This is a genomic window from Flavivirga eckloniae, assembly GCF_002886045.1.
Classification (GTDB): domain Bacteria; phylum Bacteroidota; class Bacteroidia; order Flavobacteriales; family Flavobacteriaceae; genus Flavivirga; species Flavivirga eckloniae.
The window spans coordinates 4,662,962-4,679,231 of sequence record NZ_CP025791.1 but is presented as its reverse complement, the minus strand read 5'-3'; the positions used below and the strand labels follow the sequence as shown (position 1 = coordinate 4,679,231).

8 protein-coding genes are annotated in these 16,270 nt (G+C 36.2%); 1 reads left to right on the top strand and 7 read right to left on the bottom strand.

Annotation, left to right across the window (positions count from 1 at the left end; all coding sequences use genetic code 11):
* Nucleotides 1-17: 17 nt before the first annotated feature.
* Complete coding sequence (locus C1H87_RS19130; protein WP_102757358.1) at nt 18-2,921, top strand: alpha-amylase family glycosyl hydrolase; 2,904 nt, start codon at nt 18-20, stop codon at nt 2,919-2,921.
* Nucleotides 2,922-3,155: 234 nt separating this feature from the next.
* Here the strand turns inward: C1H87_RS19130 and C1H87_RS19125 are convergent, their stop codons facing one another.
* The 7 genes from C1H87_RS19125 to C1H87_RS19095 all read right to left on the bottom strand — a co-directional run bounded on the left by C1H87_RS19125 (nt 3,156) and on the right by C1H87_RS19095 (nt 15,905).
* Entirely contained in the window at nt 3,156-4,025 is an 870-nt protein-coding gene (locus tag C1H87_RS19125; protein WP_158655289.1) for a BT_3987 domain-containing protein, read from the bottom strand.
* A gap of 31 nt (nt 4,026-4,056) precedes the next feature.
* Nucleotides 4,057-5,796: a RagB/SusD family nutrient uptake outer membrane protein gene (locus C1H87_RS19120; RefSeq protein WP_158655288.1), complete on the bottom strand. Its 1,740-nt coding sequence runs from the start codon at nt 5,794-5,796 to the stop codon at nt 4,057-4,059.
* A 70-nt stretch (nt 5,797-5,866) separates the two neighbouring features.
* Nucleotides 5,867-8,665, bottom strand: coding sequence for a SusC/RagA family TonB-linked outer membrane protein (locus C1H87_RS19115; protein ID WP_102757355.1), 2,799 nt, complete (start codon nt 8,663-8,665; stop codon nt 5,867-5,869).
* A 16-nt stretch (nt 8,666-8,681) separates the two neighbouring features.
* Nucleotides 8,682-10,529 carry a RagB/SusD family nutrient uptake outer membrane protein gene (locus C1H87_RS19110; RefSeq protein ID WP_158655287.1) on the bottom strand — a complete coding sequence of 616 codons (1,848 nt, stop codon included), beginning with the start codon at nt 10,527-10,529 and terminating at the stop codon, nt 8,682-8,684.
* A gap of 24 nt (nt 10,530-10,553) precedes the next feature.
* Nucleotides 10,554-13,913, bottom strand: a complete 3,360-nt coding sequence (locus C1H87_RS19105) for a TonB-dependent receptor (protein WP_158655286.1) — start codon at nt 13,911-13,913, stop codon at nt 10,554-10,556.
* A 233-nt stretch (nt 13,914-14,146) separates the two neighbouring features.
* The gene (locus tag C1H87_RS19100) at nt 14,147-15,307 is read right to left on the bottom strand and encodes a FecR family protein (protein ID WP_102757352.1); all 1,161 of its coding nucleotides are present in this window, start codon (nt 15,305-15,307) and stop codon (nt 14,147-14,149) included.
* 43 nt (nt 15,308-15,350) lie between these two features.
* On the bottom strand, nt 15,351-15,905 hold the full coding sequence (locus C1H87_RS19095; RefSeq protein WP_262497880.1) for an RNA polymerase sigma-70 factor: 555 nt from the start codon (nt 15,903-15,905) through the stop codon (nt 15,351-15,353).
* Between the last annotated feature and the right edge of the window lie 365 nt (nt 15,906-16,270).

Here is a 16,270-nt window from a genome sequence, read left to right as displayed (position 1 = left end):
TTTTAAATAATCTAGTTATGAAAAAAATTATACATTCTTTATTCATACTTACATCTTTTGTTTTAAACGCTCAGGTAACTATTAATCCAAGTGCTTTTGAAATTAATGAATCCATCACGATTACTGTAGATTTAAGTAGTACCGATACAAATTGCAACGGTTTAAGTACCCCCACTAAAGTTTACATGCACTCTGGAATAGGAGATAATTCAAATGCTTTTGGTTTTAGTACTATAGGTAATTGGGGCGTAGATGATGGTATTGGAGAAATGACCAACAATAATGATGGCACATGGAGTATTACTATTACTCCAGAAACGTATTACGGATTAAATGCTACTCAAGCAGCTAACGCAACTCAAATAGGCATGGTTTTTAGAAATGCTGATGGTTCACAAGAGTTAAAAGCAAACAACTGTCAAGATTTTATTTTTCCAGTTGGTATTGTTATAATAAATATAGTAGAACCAGCACATACTCCTGTTGTATTAGAATCTGGCGAAAGTTTAACAATTAAATCCAATTTAACGTATCAAGGCAACTTAGAGCCAGGCAACTTTAAATACTATTTAAACAATAATTTAGAAACCAGTGGTAATGGATTCACTACCTATCAAGGAACAATAAACAATATAACATCCAATGGGAGCATAAGAATAGAAGGCTCTCCTTTATCTGCACCAGATATAGGAGAAGTTTCTTTTGATGTTGTTGTTGTTCCAACCGTTATTCAAGAAGCAATTCCAAACGGATTGGTAGAAGGCATAAACTACAATACTACAGATCCTACCAAAGCAACACTAGTACTTAATGCTCCTGGAAAAGACTTTGTACAACTAGCTGGTAGTTTTAATAATTATGCTCCTACTGATGCTTATTTTATGAAAAAGGATCCGACTTCTGACAAATTTTGGTTAGAATTAACCGGACTAACTGCCAATCAAATTTATACGTATCAATATTGGGTTTATGATAAAAATCCTATTGCAAATTCCCCTGCTTTAGTTAAAACTGCAGATCCATATTCTACATTGGTACTATCCCCCTTCGATGATCCTTCTATTCCGTCAAGCACCTATCCAAACTTACCAACATATCCAACAGGTCAAGAACGCGAAGTTACCGTATTACAAACCAACCAAACACCATACAACTGGCAGGTCACTAACTTTACGAAACCTAAAAAAGAGGATCTTATTATTTATGAAGTACTTATTCGGGATTTTGACGCCGATAGAAACTTTCAGGACATTATTGATAAAATCGATTATTTTAAAAACTTAAACATTAATGCCATCGAATTAATGCCTGTTATGGAATTCGAGGGTAACGAAAGTTGGGGCTACAATACGGCTTTCCATATGGCTTTAGACAAGTTTTATGGTACCGAAGATAAGTTTAAGGAGCTTATTGATGTTTGCCACCAAAACGGTATTGCAGTTATTCTGGATATTGCTTTAAACCACGCTTTTGGCAGAAACCCGATGGTGCGTTTATGGATGAACGATGCTGATGCTGATGGCTGGGGAGAACCCAGTTCTGAAAATCCATATTTTAACCAAACTCCAAAACATTCCTATAATGTTGGATCGGATTTCGATCATTCTAATTCTCTTACTAATGTATACACAAAACGTGTTGTTAAACATTGGATTGAAGAATTTAAAATTGATGGATTCCGTTGGGATCTCACTAAAGGATTTACACAAAACTGCTCGTCTAGCGATGAAAGTTGTACCAATAGTTATCAAGCAGATCGCGTAGCTATTTTAAAAGAATATGCCGATTATTCCTGGAGTTTAGACGAAACCCATTATGTTATTTTTGAGCATTTGGGAGCCGATAATGAAGAACAGGAATGGGCTAATTACAGAATTGGTGATGTTGTTCCGAAAGGCGTCATGATGTGGAGCGAAATGTGGACACCTTATAAGAATTTAGCCCAAGGACAATCGAACGATATAAATTTTGATCGCATGGGACATACGGCTCACGGTTTTACTGAAAAGAGAAGTCTTGGGTATCCCGAAAGTCATGACAAGGACAGAATTATGTATGAGATGATCGCTTTTGGAGTTAACACAACCCCATCCCACAACGTAAGGGATTTAAATACTGCTTTAAAAAGAATGTCTGCACTAGGTGCGGTAACCATTCCTATACCGGGACCTAAAATGTTATGGCATTTTGCCGACCTGGGTATGGAAAACTCCATATGGATGTGCTCCAATGGTACTATAAACTCCGATTACGATGGCAATAACGATGGTGATTGCAAACTAGACACCAAACCTCAACCCCAATGGGTAAACAATTGGCTAGCCAATGGCAACAGAAACAAAATTTATAATGATTGGGCTAGATTAAACGATCTTAAAATCAACGAAGCCGTTTTTGAAGGTAACTATAATATAAGTTCTGGTACACAAACACCTAGAATAAGTATTTATACGGGTAATGAAAACACCAATGGTTCTGAGCTTAAAAACGTTATTATAATCGCCAACTTTTCCGTTACCAATCAAAATGTAAACCCGAGTTTCCCTTATTCTGGAATTTGGTATGATTTAATGGATAATTCTGGTAGCACAACTATTGACGGTAGTACAAGCTCCATCAATTTATCACCAGGTGAGTTTAGAATTTATGGTAATAAAGGTTCAACACTATCTGTAAACAGATTTGAAGAAAGCAATGATTTAAAACTACTTCCTAATCCTGTGAAGAACACGTTTTCGATCAATCAAAATATTGAAGCATTACATATTTATAATATTACCGGAAAGCTTATAAAATCGTACAAAGGTTCGTTTTACAAAGGTCAGTCTTTCGATATATCTAATTTATCACCAAGTCTTTATTTAGTAAAAGCAATACATGAATCTGGAAAGCAGCATACTTTAAAAGTAGTGAAGTTGTAATATCAGGTTATACTTATCAAAACTAAAGGTTAAAACAAATAGTCTCATCTAAACGAGTTATTAAAGAATACCATGAAAGAAGAAAGTCCTAAACTGTAGTTTAGGACTCTCTCTGCTTAAACAAAACTAACTAATTGAAATTACTAACTAAAACGGAAATGTATGGTTTAGATTTGCTTAATTTAATAGGGATTCATTTTTGTTTATATTATTTCTCTACCTTAACAAATCCAATTATTTCCATTCATTTAGGTTTAGCTCTGTATTCCTATAAATAAGCGTTTCTTTTACTTCATGGGCATCACCGTTTCCGTCGGTGTAATTATACTCTATTGAAAAACTCCTATCGTTGGAATTGTATGTTCCTGTTCCACTAAGGCCTGTAATGCCTCCTTCTCCACCGGATAAAATAACATTACCATCATTATTGATCTGCATTTTCATACTACGTCCAGATACATTAGGATTTCCTGCATAGGGCACAACGAGCAAGTCCTTGGCCTCTGTTGTAAGTAACATATCTTCGTTTAACACCAGATCATCTTCAGAATAAGTAACCACACTACTATCATCAATATTAGTATCTGTTCCTTTTACATAATACCAGCCGTGGTATTTATTGTAATAGCGAAGCACTACAATAGTGTAATGTTTATCTTTTAAAATAGAGTCGGTGGTCGTACTAACAAGTTGAAGTGGCAAAGCATAATTATTGCCCACTGCCAGCGCATCATCCATAAACAATGTTTTGTTAAGTGTTACTGGCAAGGTGCCTTTAAATGCCCCTTTAGGAATTGTAAAACTACTTCCATTTAAACTATAGTAGTTATCTGGTAGTTTTGTTAATTCCGGATAAGCATCTAACAGTGTATCCTGAATAATAAAACCTACTTCCTCATTAATACCGTTGGTATACTTGCCTCCTAAAACAACCCCAACTTCAAACTTTAAATCCTGATTGTCTGCATCTACCAAAGTTCGTAAGGGAAATTGACGTGCAAAATAAGTTGTTGTATATATATAATCTTCTTTATAATCATCATAGCACCCTTGTAAAAAAACAAAAGTTCCAATAAACATAAATGTTGCTATTTTTTTAATCATAATCTTCATTTTCAAATTATTTTTCATTTAGTTACCAGCCTTGATTTTGAGTTATATTTTGTGTTTTCAATATTTCATCAAAAGGAAGTGGGCCATAGTTCATGAAGTTTTTGTAACTGGGTGTTATAATATTCTTTCTGGCGTAATTAAAAGTTCCGTTACCATTATCGGTAATTGTGACTCCAGTGATTCCCTCATTTAAATTATCCTTCCATCGTCGTAAGTCAAAAAACCTATGTCCTTCAAAACATAACTCAATGCGTCGTTCATTTTTAATTAGCTCTCGCATGTCTTCTTTACTCGTTATGGAAGCCAAATAATCGTCTGTTCCACCAGAAGCAATTCCTGCTCTTCTTCTAACTTCTGCAATAGCTTCTCTAGCAGACATGCCATAGGTTGTATCGTCTGGGCCATTAGCTTCGTTTGCTGCTTCAGCCAAGTTCAAAAACATTTCAACATTTCGAAACAATGCATTATAATGGGTGTCGTTCACATTATTTCCTCCAACCAAATTAGCTTTAGAACTTATCCATTTGCGTAAATAGTAACCCGTGCGTGTAGAGTTTTCTACTGTAACACCAGGGGCTCCCGTCATGTGATTACCGCCTTCGAAGGTTTCAATAGTTATCCCTTTAAAGGATTGACCATTGTACATAACCGTCATATAAAAGCGTGGATCTCTATTCTGGTACATGTTGTTTTCATCGTAACCACTTACTCCGTTTGTTATTGGATAACCATTTGCCATAGGAAATGCATCTACTAAATTCTGAGACGGGTTGCATCTTCCTTTACCTTCAAGGCCTGCCCCGGGAGGAAAGTGTCCTTTTTCCAGACCGTTATCTCCATTTTGATTACCGCTAACACGGCGCATAATAAGCTCTCCATTTTGATCATTATTATAATACGCCTGCGATATATTGTTTATGTTATATACATTGGGGAGTGTATTTCCAATAATGTCAATAACATCCTTTGCAGCTTTAGCAGCTTCGGCAAAAGTTGAACTTCCAAATGCCGGACTGGCTGCATACAATAACACTCTGGATTTTAAAGCTCTACATGCCACTGTGGTAGGTCTACCAAGGTTTGTTAAATCGAAATCAGGATCGTTTGTACTATTATCGTAAACCTCTGGTAATCCGGCAGAAATTGCTGTATCCAAATCGTCTATAATTTGCTGAACACATTCTGCATAGGTATTTCTGGGCAAATTAAGATCATTGTCATCACTAATATCAATTGTTGATGTTACTAGTGGAATCCCCATGAGCTGCCCATTATCATCTATCCCCCCGTAACGTCTTAGTAAATCGAAATGAATAAATGCTCTTAAAAAGTAAGCTTCACCTTTTAAACGCTCTCTATAGGCCTCATCTCTTTCGGGATTGGATTTGTAGTACAACACGGTTCCGTCTAAACCTATTTCAATAAACTGGTTAACGCTCTTTAAATCGTCGTACCTAAATTTCCAATTATTAATAGGGTTGGTAACGGCTGTCCAGAAACCATCTATAGCCACCATTCGGTTCATATTTCCGGTGAGATTATTTGACAAGGCATTGTCTGTAGCACTGTCTAAAAAATCGCCGCCATAAACATCATACGAAGATGGAATGGCCCTGTATGCGTACGTTAATAGTCCTCGAACAATACCTGGATTTTCTAAGAGTTGATCGAATGTTCTTTCATTGGTTAGCTTAGGATCAAAGTAATCTTCGCAAGATGTAAAAGCCAGCAAAATCGCTAGGACAAATGTTATATTCCTCATGTTATACTTTTTTTTGACGCTATGATTCAAGATTTCTTTTGTATCTATTTTTTGTATCATCTTAATTCATTTAATAGGTTAATCTTAGACCTAGTGAAATGGTCCTAAACATTGGATAATCTGTTACTCCAGAATTTAAACTCTCTGGATCTAACTTCTTAATTTTAGAAATAGCAAACAGATCGTTCCCTCTTGCAAATAGCCTTAGCTTATCTGCTCCAAACTTACCGCTTATACGTTCTGAAAAATTATAAGCTAATTCTGCTGTTCGTAGCTTGAAAAAATTACCGCTTACCAACCAATATGTTGAATTTCTATAACTATGCGATTGCGATAATGATGTTAAACGTGGTGAAGATGCTCCAGCTACCGAACCTGGAACGGCAGCGCCTAAGGCCTGAACTGAATACTTATTTTCTCCTACATTCCAGTAATAAGAATTGTTTAATATTTTATCTGATCCTGAAGTTCCCTGTCCTAAAGCATAAAATTCGAGTCCGTGATACTCCAAATTAATATTTAAGGCATAATTAACTCTTGGAAACCAGTTACCAATGACCTGTGTATCAAATTGATCGATTGTATTATCTCCTTTGTTATTAGTAATGTCTAATAATTTAACATCACCGGGAATAATATCTCCATATGTAGAAATTACTCCATGATTGGTTATATCTGCATCGTTCTGGTATAAACCATCTGCTAACCAGCCCCATATGGCATCGCTGGCACGACCTGTTCTGTTTTGATGATCATACTCATTAATTTCATCAAATACATCGTTAACCGCTTTGGAATAAATAACATTGGTTACTACCGAAAAATTAAGATCGCCTATCTTATCGGTATAGCTCAAAGACAGATCTACACCACTATTAGACACTTCATTAAAATTACCTATAGGCTTTAATTCTCCCAGAAAATCAGGTAATGCATTGTTAAGTCTCACAGGCATATCTGAACGCAATTGATTGAAGTAATTGATTTCCAAGTCTACTTTATTGTTAAACATGCTCGTTTCAATACCTATATTGTATTCTTTAGACTTTTCGAAAGTAAAATCGGGGTTACCTATTTGTCCTGCTCTCCAACCGAATTCAACTGTAGAATTTTGCGGTCCAGTTCTAAAATTTCCCCATCCTTCATAAAAATCGCGGTACAATAAATAATCGAAAGCACCTTGCCTATCGTATCCCATAACACCATACGAACCTTTTAATTTCAAATAATTAATGGTTTTATTGCCTTTTAGGAAATCTTCATTTGAAATAATCCAGGCAAATCCTCCTGCTCCAAATAAGCCCCAACGGTTTTCTTTGGTAAATTTATCCGACCCCATATAAGAAGAAGATCCTTCTATGGTATATTTATTTTTAAGCGTGTAATTTACACGTGCACCAAAGTTTATACTTTTATCGTCCTGCTGCGTTGTAGGCCCATCTAATGTAGACTTTCTGGTTAGAGTTTGGTTCACCCCTACCAGATCAATCTGTAGATCGTGATTTCCCCACGCTTTAGAATAATCGATTTTTGCTACCAGTCCAAGATTCTGAGTTGAATTATCTCCTTTCCTACTCTCATTATCATCGTACTTATCGGTTCCTATTCTTGTTATCAATGACAAATCGTTCGGATCGTCGAATCGAATTCTTGAATAATCCAGGGATTTTCCAATGGCAACATTGTTAAATACATCGAAAGTCACATAACCTGTCGCAGTAAGACCTTTTGCCAGTTTGCTTAAATCGAAGTTCATTCCAAGATTGGTTTGCGCATAATAATTTTTAGTGTTTACATACCCTGATCTTGACAGTTCTCCTAACAGATTGGTTTCAACTCTTGGGCTAAATCCTAAATTATCAGTATCACCTACATCTCCAGCCCATAACGGGTAATCGTTAGGACGATGAGAGGATAAAGCACCAAAAAAATCTGAATTTGTTATATCTGCTCTATCCCAAATATCCATCCTTCCGGCAATATCTAAAAACATAGAAACAGTTTCGTTAACGTCGTAATCAAGGTTACCTCTAATATTTAAACGACTGAACTCCTGAGTCTTTCCTTGATTTTCAAGGCCATTTTCGCCCACATACCCTAAATTCAAAAAGAATTTTGTTGTTTCTGAGCCTCCAATTAATTGTGCATTAAATCTTTGAAAGGAAGTGCTTTTCTTAACAAGTTCATCGTAAAAATCCACATCCGGGTATAAAACCGACGGATTGTTAGAATAATTGTTTATATCGTCTGCTGTATATATGGGAGACAAACCATCATTTATTCTTGCCTGGTTATACTGTCTTGCATATTGGGCAGAGTTAAGATATTCTGGTAAGCGTGTCGGTGTTTTTATACCATATTCGTGAAAGAAAGTTACCTTACGTTTACCATTATAGCCCCTTTTGGTGGTAAGCATAATAACACCATTAGCTGCTTTACTGCCATAGAGTAATTTTGCTGTGGCATCTTTTAATATTTGAATGCTTTCTACCTCATCTATGGCTATACTCGATAAAGTTCTATTGGCAATACCATCAATAACAACTAAAGGATGGTCTTCTGCCCCTCCTCGTGAAAGGCCACGTATTCTCATCCAAGTATTATCTAAACCGGGAGAACCACTGCCTTCAAAAACTATTAATCCCGGAGCTTGACCTGCTAATATTGATTCAACATTATAGTCGGATGAATGTAGTAAATCCTCACCTTCAATGACATCTACTGCTCCAACGAGCTTATCTTTTTTAATTTCTCCGAAAGCGACAGTGATTTTATCTTCAATTTGTATTTTTATTGTATCATTTTTCTGCTGTGCAGAAGCAAAACCTACTATGGTTGCTACAAATAATAATGATATGTAGTATTTCATGTTTTATGTATTTTGTTTACCACCCAGGGTTTTGTTCGAATTGAGTCATTATATCCATAACTTTAGAAGGAAACGGGTACCAGTAATGTCTATCTTCAAATACACGTAAAGCGCCTTGTAAAGCCTTTTTCTCATAAACCGTTTGCCCTCCAACATCTTTAATATCTGCTCCATAAATGGTTCCTTGTCCCAATACCTCTTTAGATAGTTTCCACCTTCTTAGGTCATGCCAACGATGAAATTCATGATAAAGTTCTACAGCTCTTTCGTTATAAATGCGCTTTCTAAACACATCTTTACTTGTGGTATATTTTGCTAATACACCGGGCATATTGGCTCTGCTTCGTACAATATTTAAAGCCTGTACGGCTGATAACGAGGCTCCAGGAGCCATACCGTTAGGGCCATAAGCCTCATTGGCGGCTTCTGCGTAATCCAGATATAATTGGGCAACTCTTATATGGGGAAACATGCGATACCATCCTCCGGAACGGTTCCATTTATCGCAACCTGGCCATCTGTGTTTTCCCTTGTGGTAGTAGCCGGTAAATATTTTGTTCTTGCCAGTCTCAAACTTATAGTGCCAACCATCTGGTTTCACATTAAGCATTCTTACATCGTTGTTGCTCGGGTTTGGTAACCCTTCGAACATATCGTCCCCATGTACCAAAATCAAAGCTCTAAAGCGTGGGTCTCTATTGCTATATGGATCGCTCGGATCAAAACTACCGCTACTAATAGCTTCGGGGTCGCTAACATCGTATCCATCGGCTGTTTCAAACCAATCTACAGCATTCTGAGTAGGCTGCCCTTCTACTTGCCAACCACCTGCAAATTGCGGTAAAAACCATCCCATTCCTGCTATACCCCAACCATCTGGATCGGTGTGCCTTGATAACGGCGCTTGAAGAATGGCTTCTTTTGGAAAACCAGATGTTCTGCTATACCAGTTTTCTGTATATTGATCCATAGAGAACATCTCGTACCCTCCTTTTGGATAATCATTAATAGCTTCTGCTGCCGCTATAGCTGCTTTTTCGGCGTAAGCATTATTATAGGTTCTTGAATTCGCCCCATATGGGTTTAAATCTGGATTCATTAATGGACTCGCCGCATAAAGTAACGTCATAGCTTTTAATGCCTTAGCCGAAGTTTTTGTAACTCTACCCTTGTTTTGATCGTTCCACTTTTCGGGTAAAAATTGAATGGCTTTATCCAGATCCTGTACTAATGAATCGGTTGATTGCAGATAAGTTGGTCTTACTTCATCGAAATTATGGCTTATCTCGAATGTCTTGGTCATAGTTGGAAACCCGCCATATCTTCGAATAATCTGAAAGTAATGAAATGCCCTTAAAAAGTAACTTTGTCCTACTAGTTGATCTTTTAGCTGTTGTGGCGTATATCCCAATTCGGTTGGGTATTCCTGTAATTTATCTATGTTTTCTAATACAGAATTTACGGCTCTAATTGCTAAAAAGGCTTTGGAAACAGGTTCTGCCTCATGGTCTTTATCGTGATACTCTTGCCAATCTTTTTCATTAGTCATACCGGCTAATTCACGAAAATTAGAGTTCATCCAAACTCCTGTATTAAATACATAATGTGGCGGATATCTTGTTTGTGATATCTGGCACTCATCAGACATAACTCCTAACTCACTTGCCCAGTCTGTATTAAAATAAACATAATTGTGTATTAAAAAATTGGCTCTATCTACGACGCCACGTGTATTAAAATAATCTGTAAAAACCTCTTCTGAGCTTATTCCTAACTCTGGGCTAACATCTAAGTAATCTTCACATGAAACAAAGAACGGTGCTACTAAAAATATAAATAGCAGTGTTTTATAATATCTTTTCATAATCATTTGTTTTATATTAAACCTTTAGAAGGAGGCTCTCACTCCAAAATTGTATCGTTTAGTAATTGGATACACCAACAATTGTGTTTGTTCGGGATCGAATTCATCTGGTAAATCCGACCAGGTTGCCAGATTATTCCCGTTTACATAAACTTCGAAGGCATCAAACAAACCAATGATTTCTTTTAATTTTTTACCAAAAGCGTATTTTAACTCTAAAGTTCTAAACCTTAAAAAATTGCTAGACCGGTTTGTATAGGTGCTTCTTTGAGTATCATGGTTGTTTGAAATTGTTCGTAACGCTGGATGTACTCCATTTCGGTTATTAAATGACCAAGCATTTCGTTGTTCATTATTTAAAAGTTGCCAGCTTGCACTTCCAGCAGATTCATATTCGAACAGGTATATTCTGTGTAGTTCTTTAGAAATATCGAACATGCCATTAAACATAGCATGTGCAGAAAAGTTTTTATAGGTTAAACCAAAGCTAAAAGCATAGGTTTTTGCTGCAAAAGAAGGGTTGTTTATTGGTACCCTATCAAATTCATTAATGATTCCGTCACCGTTATAATCAACAAAGTCCAATGTTCCTGGTATTAATTTACCATCCCAGGTTGATACAGTACTATTGTAAACGTCGTCCCACGATTGATGTAACCCATTGGCGAGTAATCCGTTTTGCCAGCCGATAGGCTTTCCTGCATCACGACGGTGAGGTTCGGCAGATGCTGGATCATCTCGTTCCAATACGCGACTTTCGCTTAAGGATACATTGGCTCTAAAGAAATATTCAAAATCTTGCCCTATGGTAGAATTCCATTTAAGCTCAATATCAACACCATGATTTTTTGTCTCTCCTATATTGGCCAACGGTGCCGAATTACCAAACCAGGGTGCTGTTGTTCGGCGTTGCATGATAATATCCTTTCGTTTTTCATCAAACAATTCGATGTTTCCCCTTAATTTATTATTCAACAAGGCAAACTCCATTGCCAAATCTTGTTTTATAGCTGTTTCCCAGGTATTATTGGGCACAGCCGGAGAACCTTCACGAATAATAGCATAATCGCCACCTCCATAATTAATTAGTGGATCGCCATAAAAGAAGGCATTATTCCCCCCTGTTCTGGATTCAAATACCGATTGATAAAGGAAACGATTTCCTCCTATGCCTCCATCGGAACCAATTTCTCCATAGGAATATCTGAACTTAAGAAAGTTTAAAAACTTAACGTTATTTTCAAAAAAACCTTCTTTAGAAACTACCCAACCTACTGCTGCAGATGGAAAGAAACCAAAACGAAGTCCAGGTGCCCAGTTTTCATTACCGTTATATGCACCGTTAAATTCTGCCAAATATTTTCCTTTGTACCCATAGGTTGCTCTTCCTACCCAGCTTTCTTCATATCTTGGAAACGAGGTTCCGTTTTGTGCCTTTCTACGATTAAAAAGCCCCATAAGCCCTATATCGTGATCTTCATTTATAGTTTTATTGTAGTTTAAGCGTGCTTCATAATACAAACTACTACTCGAAGCCGAAATGTTTTCTGCACTAACTACTAATGCACCTTGTACGGCGTCTGGGTCACCATCCTGCATAAAACCTGTCTTATCTTGGTTTGGGAAATAATACAAAAGGTTTCTTCTAACGTTACTATTATATCCCTGACTAAAGTTATAGGATACTTTTCCGCTAATTTTTAAGTCTTCTGTAATGTCCTGAACCAATGTAAAGTCTGTATACATGGTATTAGTGCGCCGTCTCCATTGCCCTTCTTTTTCCATTCTGTAAAAATTAGGGTTTACAACGGCACCTTCTTCTGTGGTTAACCGACCATCTTCAAGAACTGGAATAGGGCCTATAAGTGGGGTTTGCCAAATACGGGTAAAACTATCTCCATTACCAGTAGCAATACCATTTCTATTTCCTTGGGTAATCACATTACCGTTCCATTGCTTAAAATTACCGGATAATCCTACTTTGAATTTCGTGGTTTCACTAAAATTGAAATCCAAATTGGTACGCCAATTGTATCTTTTTTGGTAGGTACGCGGATCGAATTCTGCTTGTTTTTCTAAATTAAAAATGTCTCCGTCATACTGATATCCCAGCGAAGTAAAATATGTAACAAAGTCGTTTCCTCCAGAAACATTCAAGTTGTGTTGCGAAGAAACACCCGTAGTTAATAGTTCGTTAATCCAAGTGGTATATGTGTAAAACCGTCTGTCTCGATCTGGGTTTCTCCACATATCTATTTCACTTTGCGGTACCAAATCGGCATACAAACGATCGTTCATTAGAGCCATATTATAATGCTCTAACGTGGTGGCGTAATCGGCATAATAATCTGTATTCATAGTAGGTTCTTTAAGCCCCCAACTGGTTGTAAAGCTCACCCTGGTATCGCCTTGTTTTCCTCGTTTGGTGGTAACTAAAACAACTCCATTTGCTGCTTTAACTCCAAATACTGCTGTGGCAGAGGCGTCTTTTAAAACCGAAATAGATTCTATTTCGTTAGGATCGAGATCGTTAAAATCGCGCTCAACACCATCTACTACAAATAAGGGGGTGTTACTGGTCCAGGTAGACTGCCCGCGAATTAAAATATTGGACTGGGTCGATCCTGGTTGTCCAGCGGCCTGCATAGTAGAAACTCCAGGCATGATTCCTGTTAGTGCTTCAGATACTGTAGTAACATTACCGGTTCTAAGAAGTTCTTCTCCTTTTGCCTGGGTAATAGAGCCAACCACGGTTTCCTTTTTCTGGCTACCGAAGCCTACGACGACGACTTCATCTAATTCTGATAAACTTTCTTGTAACTCGACTCGAATTTGAGATTGTCCGTTTACGGGAATTTCTTTTGTTACAAATCCAAGAAAGGATATTACTAAGGTGGCTTTTTCACTTGAAACTCTAAGTGTAAATTTACCGTCGAAATCGACAGTAGTTCCATTAGAGACCCCTTTTTCTATAACATTGGCTCCTGTTAGCGGTTCGCCTTTCTGATCTACTACAACACCACTTACCTGAAACTTTGTTTGTATTTTAGGTATTGGTATTTTTATTCGTTTTATTGCTGGTCTGGGTTTTAAAACGATTTGTTTGTCGAAAAAGCTATAATTTATATTGGTTCCCGTAAATAATTGATCCAACACTCTTGAAAGTGGCTTTTTATAAGCCTTAACAGTAACCCGCATATTATAGTCTACGTCGTCATCTTTATAGATGAATTTAAAATCGGTTAGGGATTCTATCCGATTTAATACCTTTTCCAAACTAACATTTTTGAATTTTATAGTAACCTCAACATCTTTCGTTGTGTCTGTAGGATTAGCATGGGTTTGGAACAAGGCAACGATTAAAAAAATTGCGGTAAATTTCATTTTTAAATTGCGTTGCAAAATAAAGGGTGTAGAAACCCTTTGAATAACAAGGTTTTTCATTATTTTTATAGTTCGTTTACGTTGGTTATTAATTTAATCGCGTCTTAAACCGGTAAAATGTGCCAGCATTTTCCGGTTTATTTTTTATTAGATAAAATTAGGTGACGTAATTAAGTTGAATAGTCGATTTTGTGGTCTGATTGTTTGTTAGTTCATATAGTTTGGGTTTTTAATTATTGGTTAATTGTTATTATTTTCTTGTTAGTAGGCTTTTCGATAGTGTATTTTATATCGTAAATATTTTTGAAGGTTTGAAGAATGTACTCCAGTGACACATTGTTAAAACTAGCTGTATAAAAAGTTTGGTTTAATTCCTTGTTATTACAGTGTATAACAACATCGTAGTGCCTTTCCAGTTGCTTTATAATATTCTTAAATGGTTCATGTTTAAAACTAATTGTTCCATTTGTCCATGCAGTATATAAGGAAACGTCTACTTCCTTAACAGACATAGATTGCTCAGATTTATTTAACGAAGCCATTTGCCCGGGTTTTAAAAGCACGGCTTTATCGGGCTGGTAGTTTTCTTCTTGATAAAGGCTTACCGATCCTTCAACCAATACCGTTTTGGCATTTAAGTCCTCAGGATAGGATGACACATTAAATACTGTACCTAAAACCCTTACGTTTATATCTTTTGCGTTTACTACAAACGGATGTGCTTCATCTTTAGCAACATTAAAAAGTGCTTCTCCATTTATAAACACTTCTCGTTTTTGTCCTTTTATAAATTTCACAGGATATTTAAGAGACGTTCCGGCATTTAATGTCACTAGGGTATTGTCTGATAAAACGATATCAAATCGTTTACCATAGGGAACTCTTAACGTATTGTAAACTAATTTTTCGGATTCTGGACTGTTGTTATTGTATTCTAGTTTGCTTCCTTTTTGGGTACCTATAGTGTTACCTTTGGCATCAACAAACTTGGCAGAGCTTGCTTCGTTAATTATTTTAATAGCGCCATTATCTAGCTCTAAAACGATAGCGTCTTTAGGAATTGGCACTTCATTAGCTTTAAAACCTCCTTTATTATAAAGATATGCGGCACTTAAAATTACAGCTACCATAGCTGCATATTTCAAGGTTTTACTCCATAATGTCCTTTTTTGGTTTCTTGAGCTTTTATCAATTCGTGCTCTATAGTTATTATAGCTTTTATTTGCATTCGCGCTACGTGAAGTTTCATCGAAAGTAGACGCTATGTGTTCTGCCTTTAAAAGGTTAAACTTTTGTGCATTTTCCTGCGAAGCATTAATCCATCTTTGAACTTCTATTGCTTCTTCCCCAGAGGCTATGCCTTTGATATATTTTATGATTTTTTTGGTCTCCATATGTACTTACATACTATATAGACGACCAACTCTTAAACTATACCTAATTTAATTTGAAAAAAATAATGATTAGGGTGATATACTCCTTTAAATGGAGCCTCATATGATGCAATGCATTTGAGATATGATTATCTACAGTTCTTTTGGAAATATGTAGTGTTTCTGCTATTTCAGAGTGTTTTAATCCTTCAAATCTGCTTTTTATAAATACTCTTTTACATTTTTCTGGAAGGGCTTCTATCGCTTCGTTTATTTTTTTTTCCAATTCGGTTTCCAAAACTAAAGAAGCAGCTTCGTCTTTTATAAACTGATGTTGTATGGCTATTTTTTCTTTGTAATAATCATTTGAAAAGGTATTCCTAACGCGTTGGTGCTTTAACAGATCCAGACAAGCATTCTTTGTCATAGTATGCAGGTAGTTATTAATACTTCTTATTTTAATGACGTTTTTTTTCTTTTCCCATACTTTTAAAAAGATATTTTGAACAATTCCCTCGGCATCTTCAACCGAATCCAAATATCCTTTTGCTATATGTAAAAGCTTATCGTAATAAAGACGGAATAACACTTCATGAGCCACCTTGTCCCCTTTTTGCAACAATCGGATAAATGAATCTGACTCAATATTTATGTTATATTCTTTCAGGGCTAGAGTTTTTAAAAAGCAATAATGCTAATTCATGGTCTTAAATTTATTTTATTTCAACCTATATGTGCAATAGAAAAATGCAGAAAAGCACAACATATGGTTTTTACTACGTTTCGAAAACGGTTTCTTATTTTTTTGATACGTATTTACTTAAATAACTTCATTATTGGTTTTTAATTTAATGTATAAATCCAATAATACAGATGATTACAAGCTATTATAACCCATTCAAAAAACAGAAACAACTAGATAAGTTCCTCTTCAATTTAAGATAAATTGTCAAAATAATCCTTAAACATCTGATTATTTTTAAA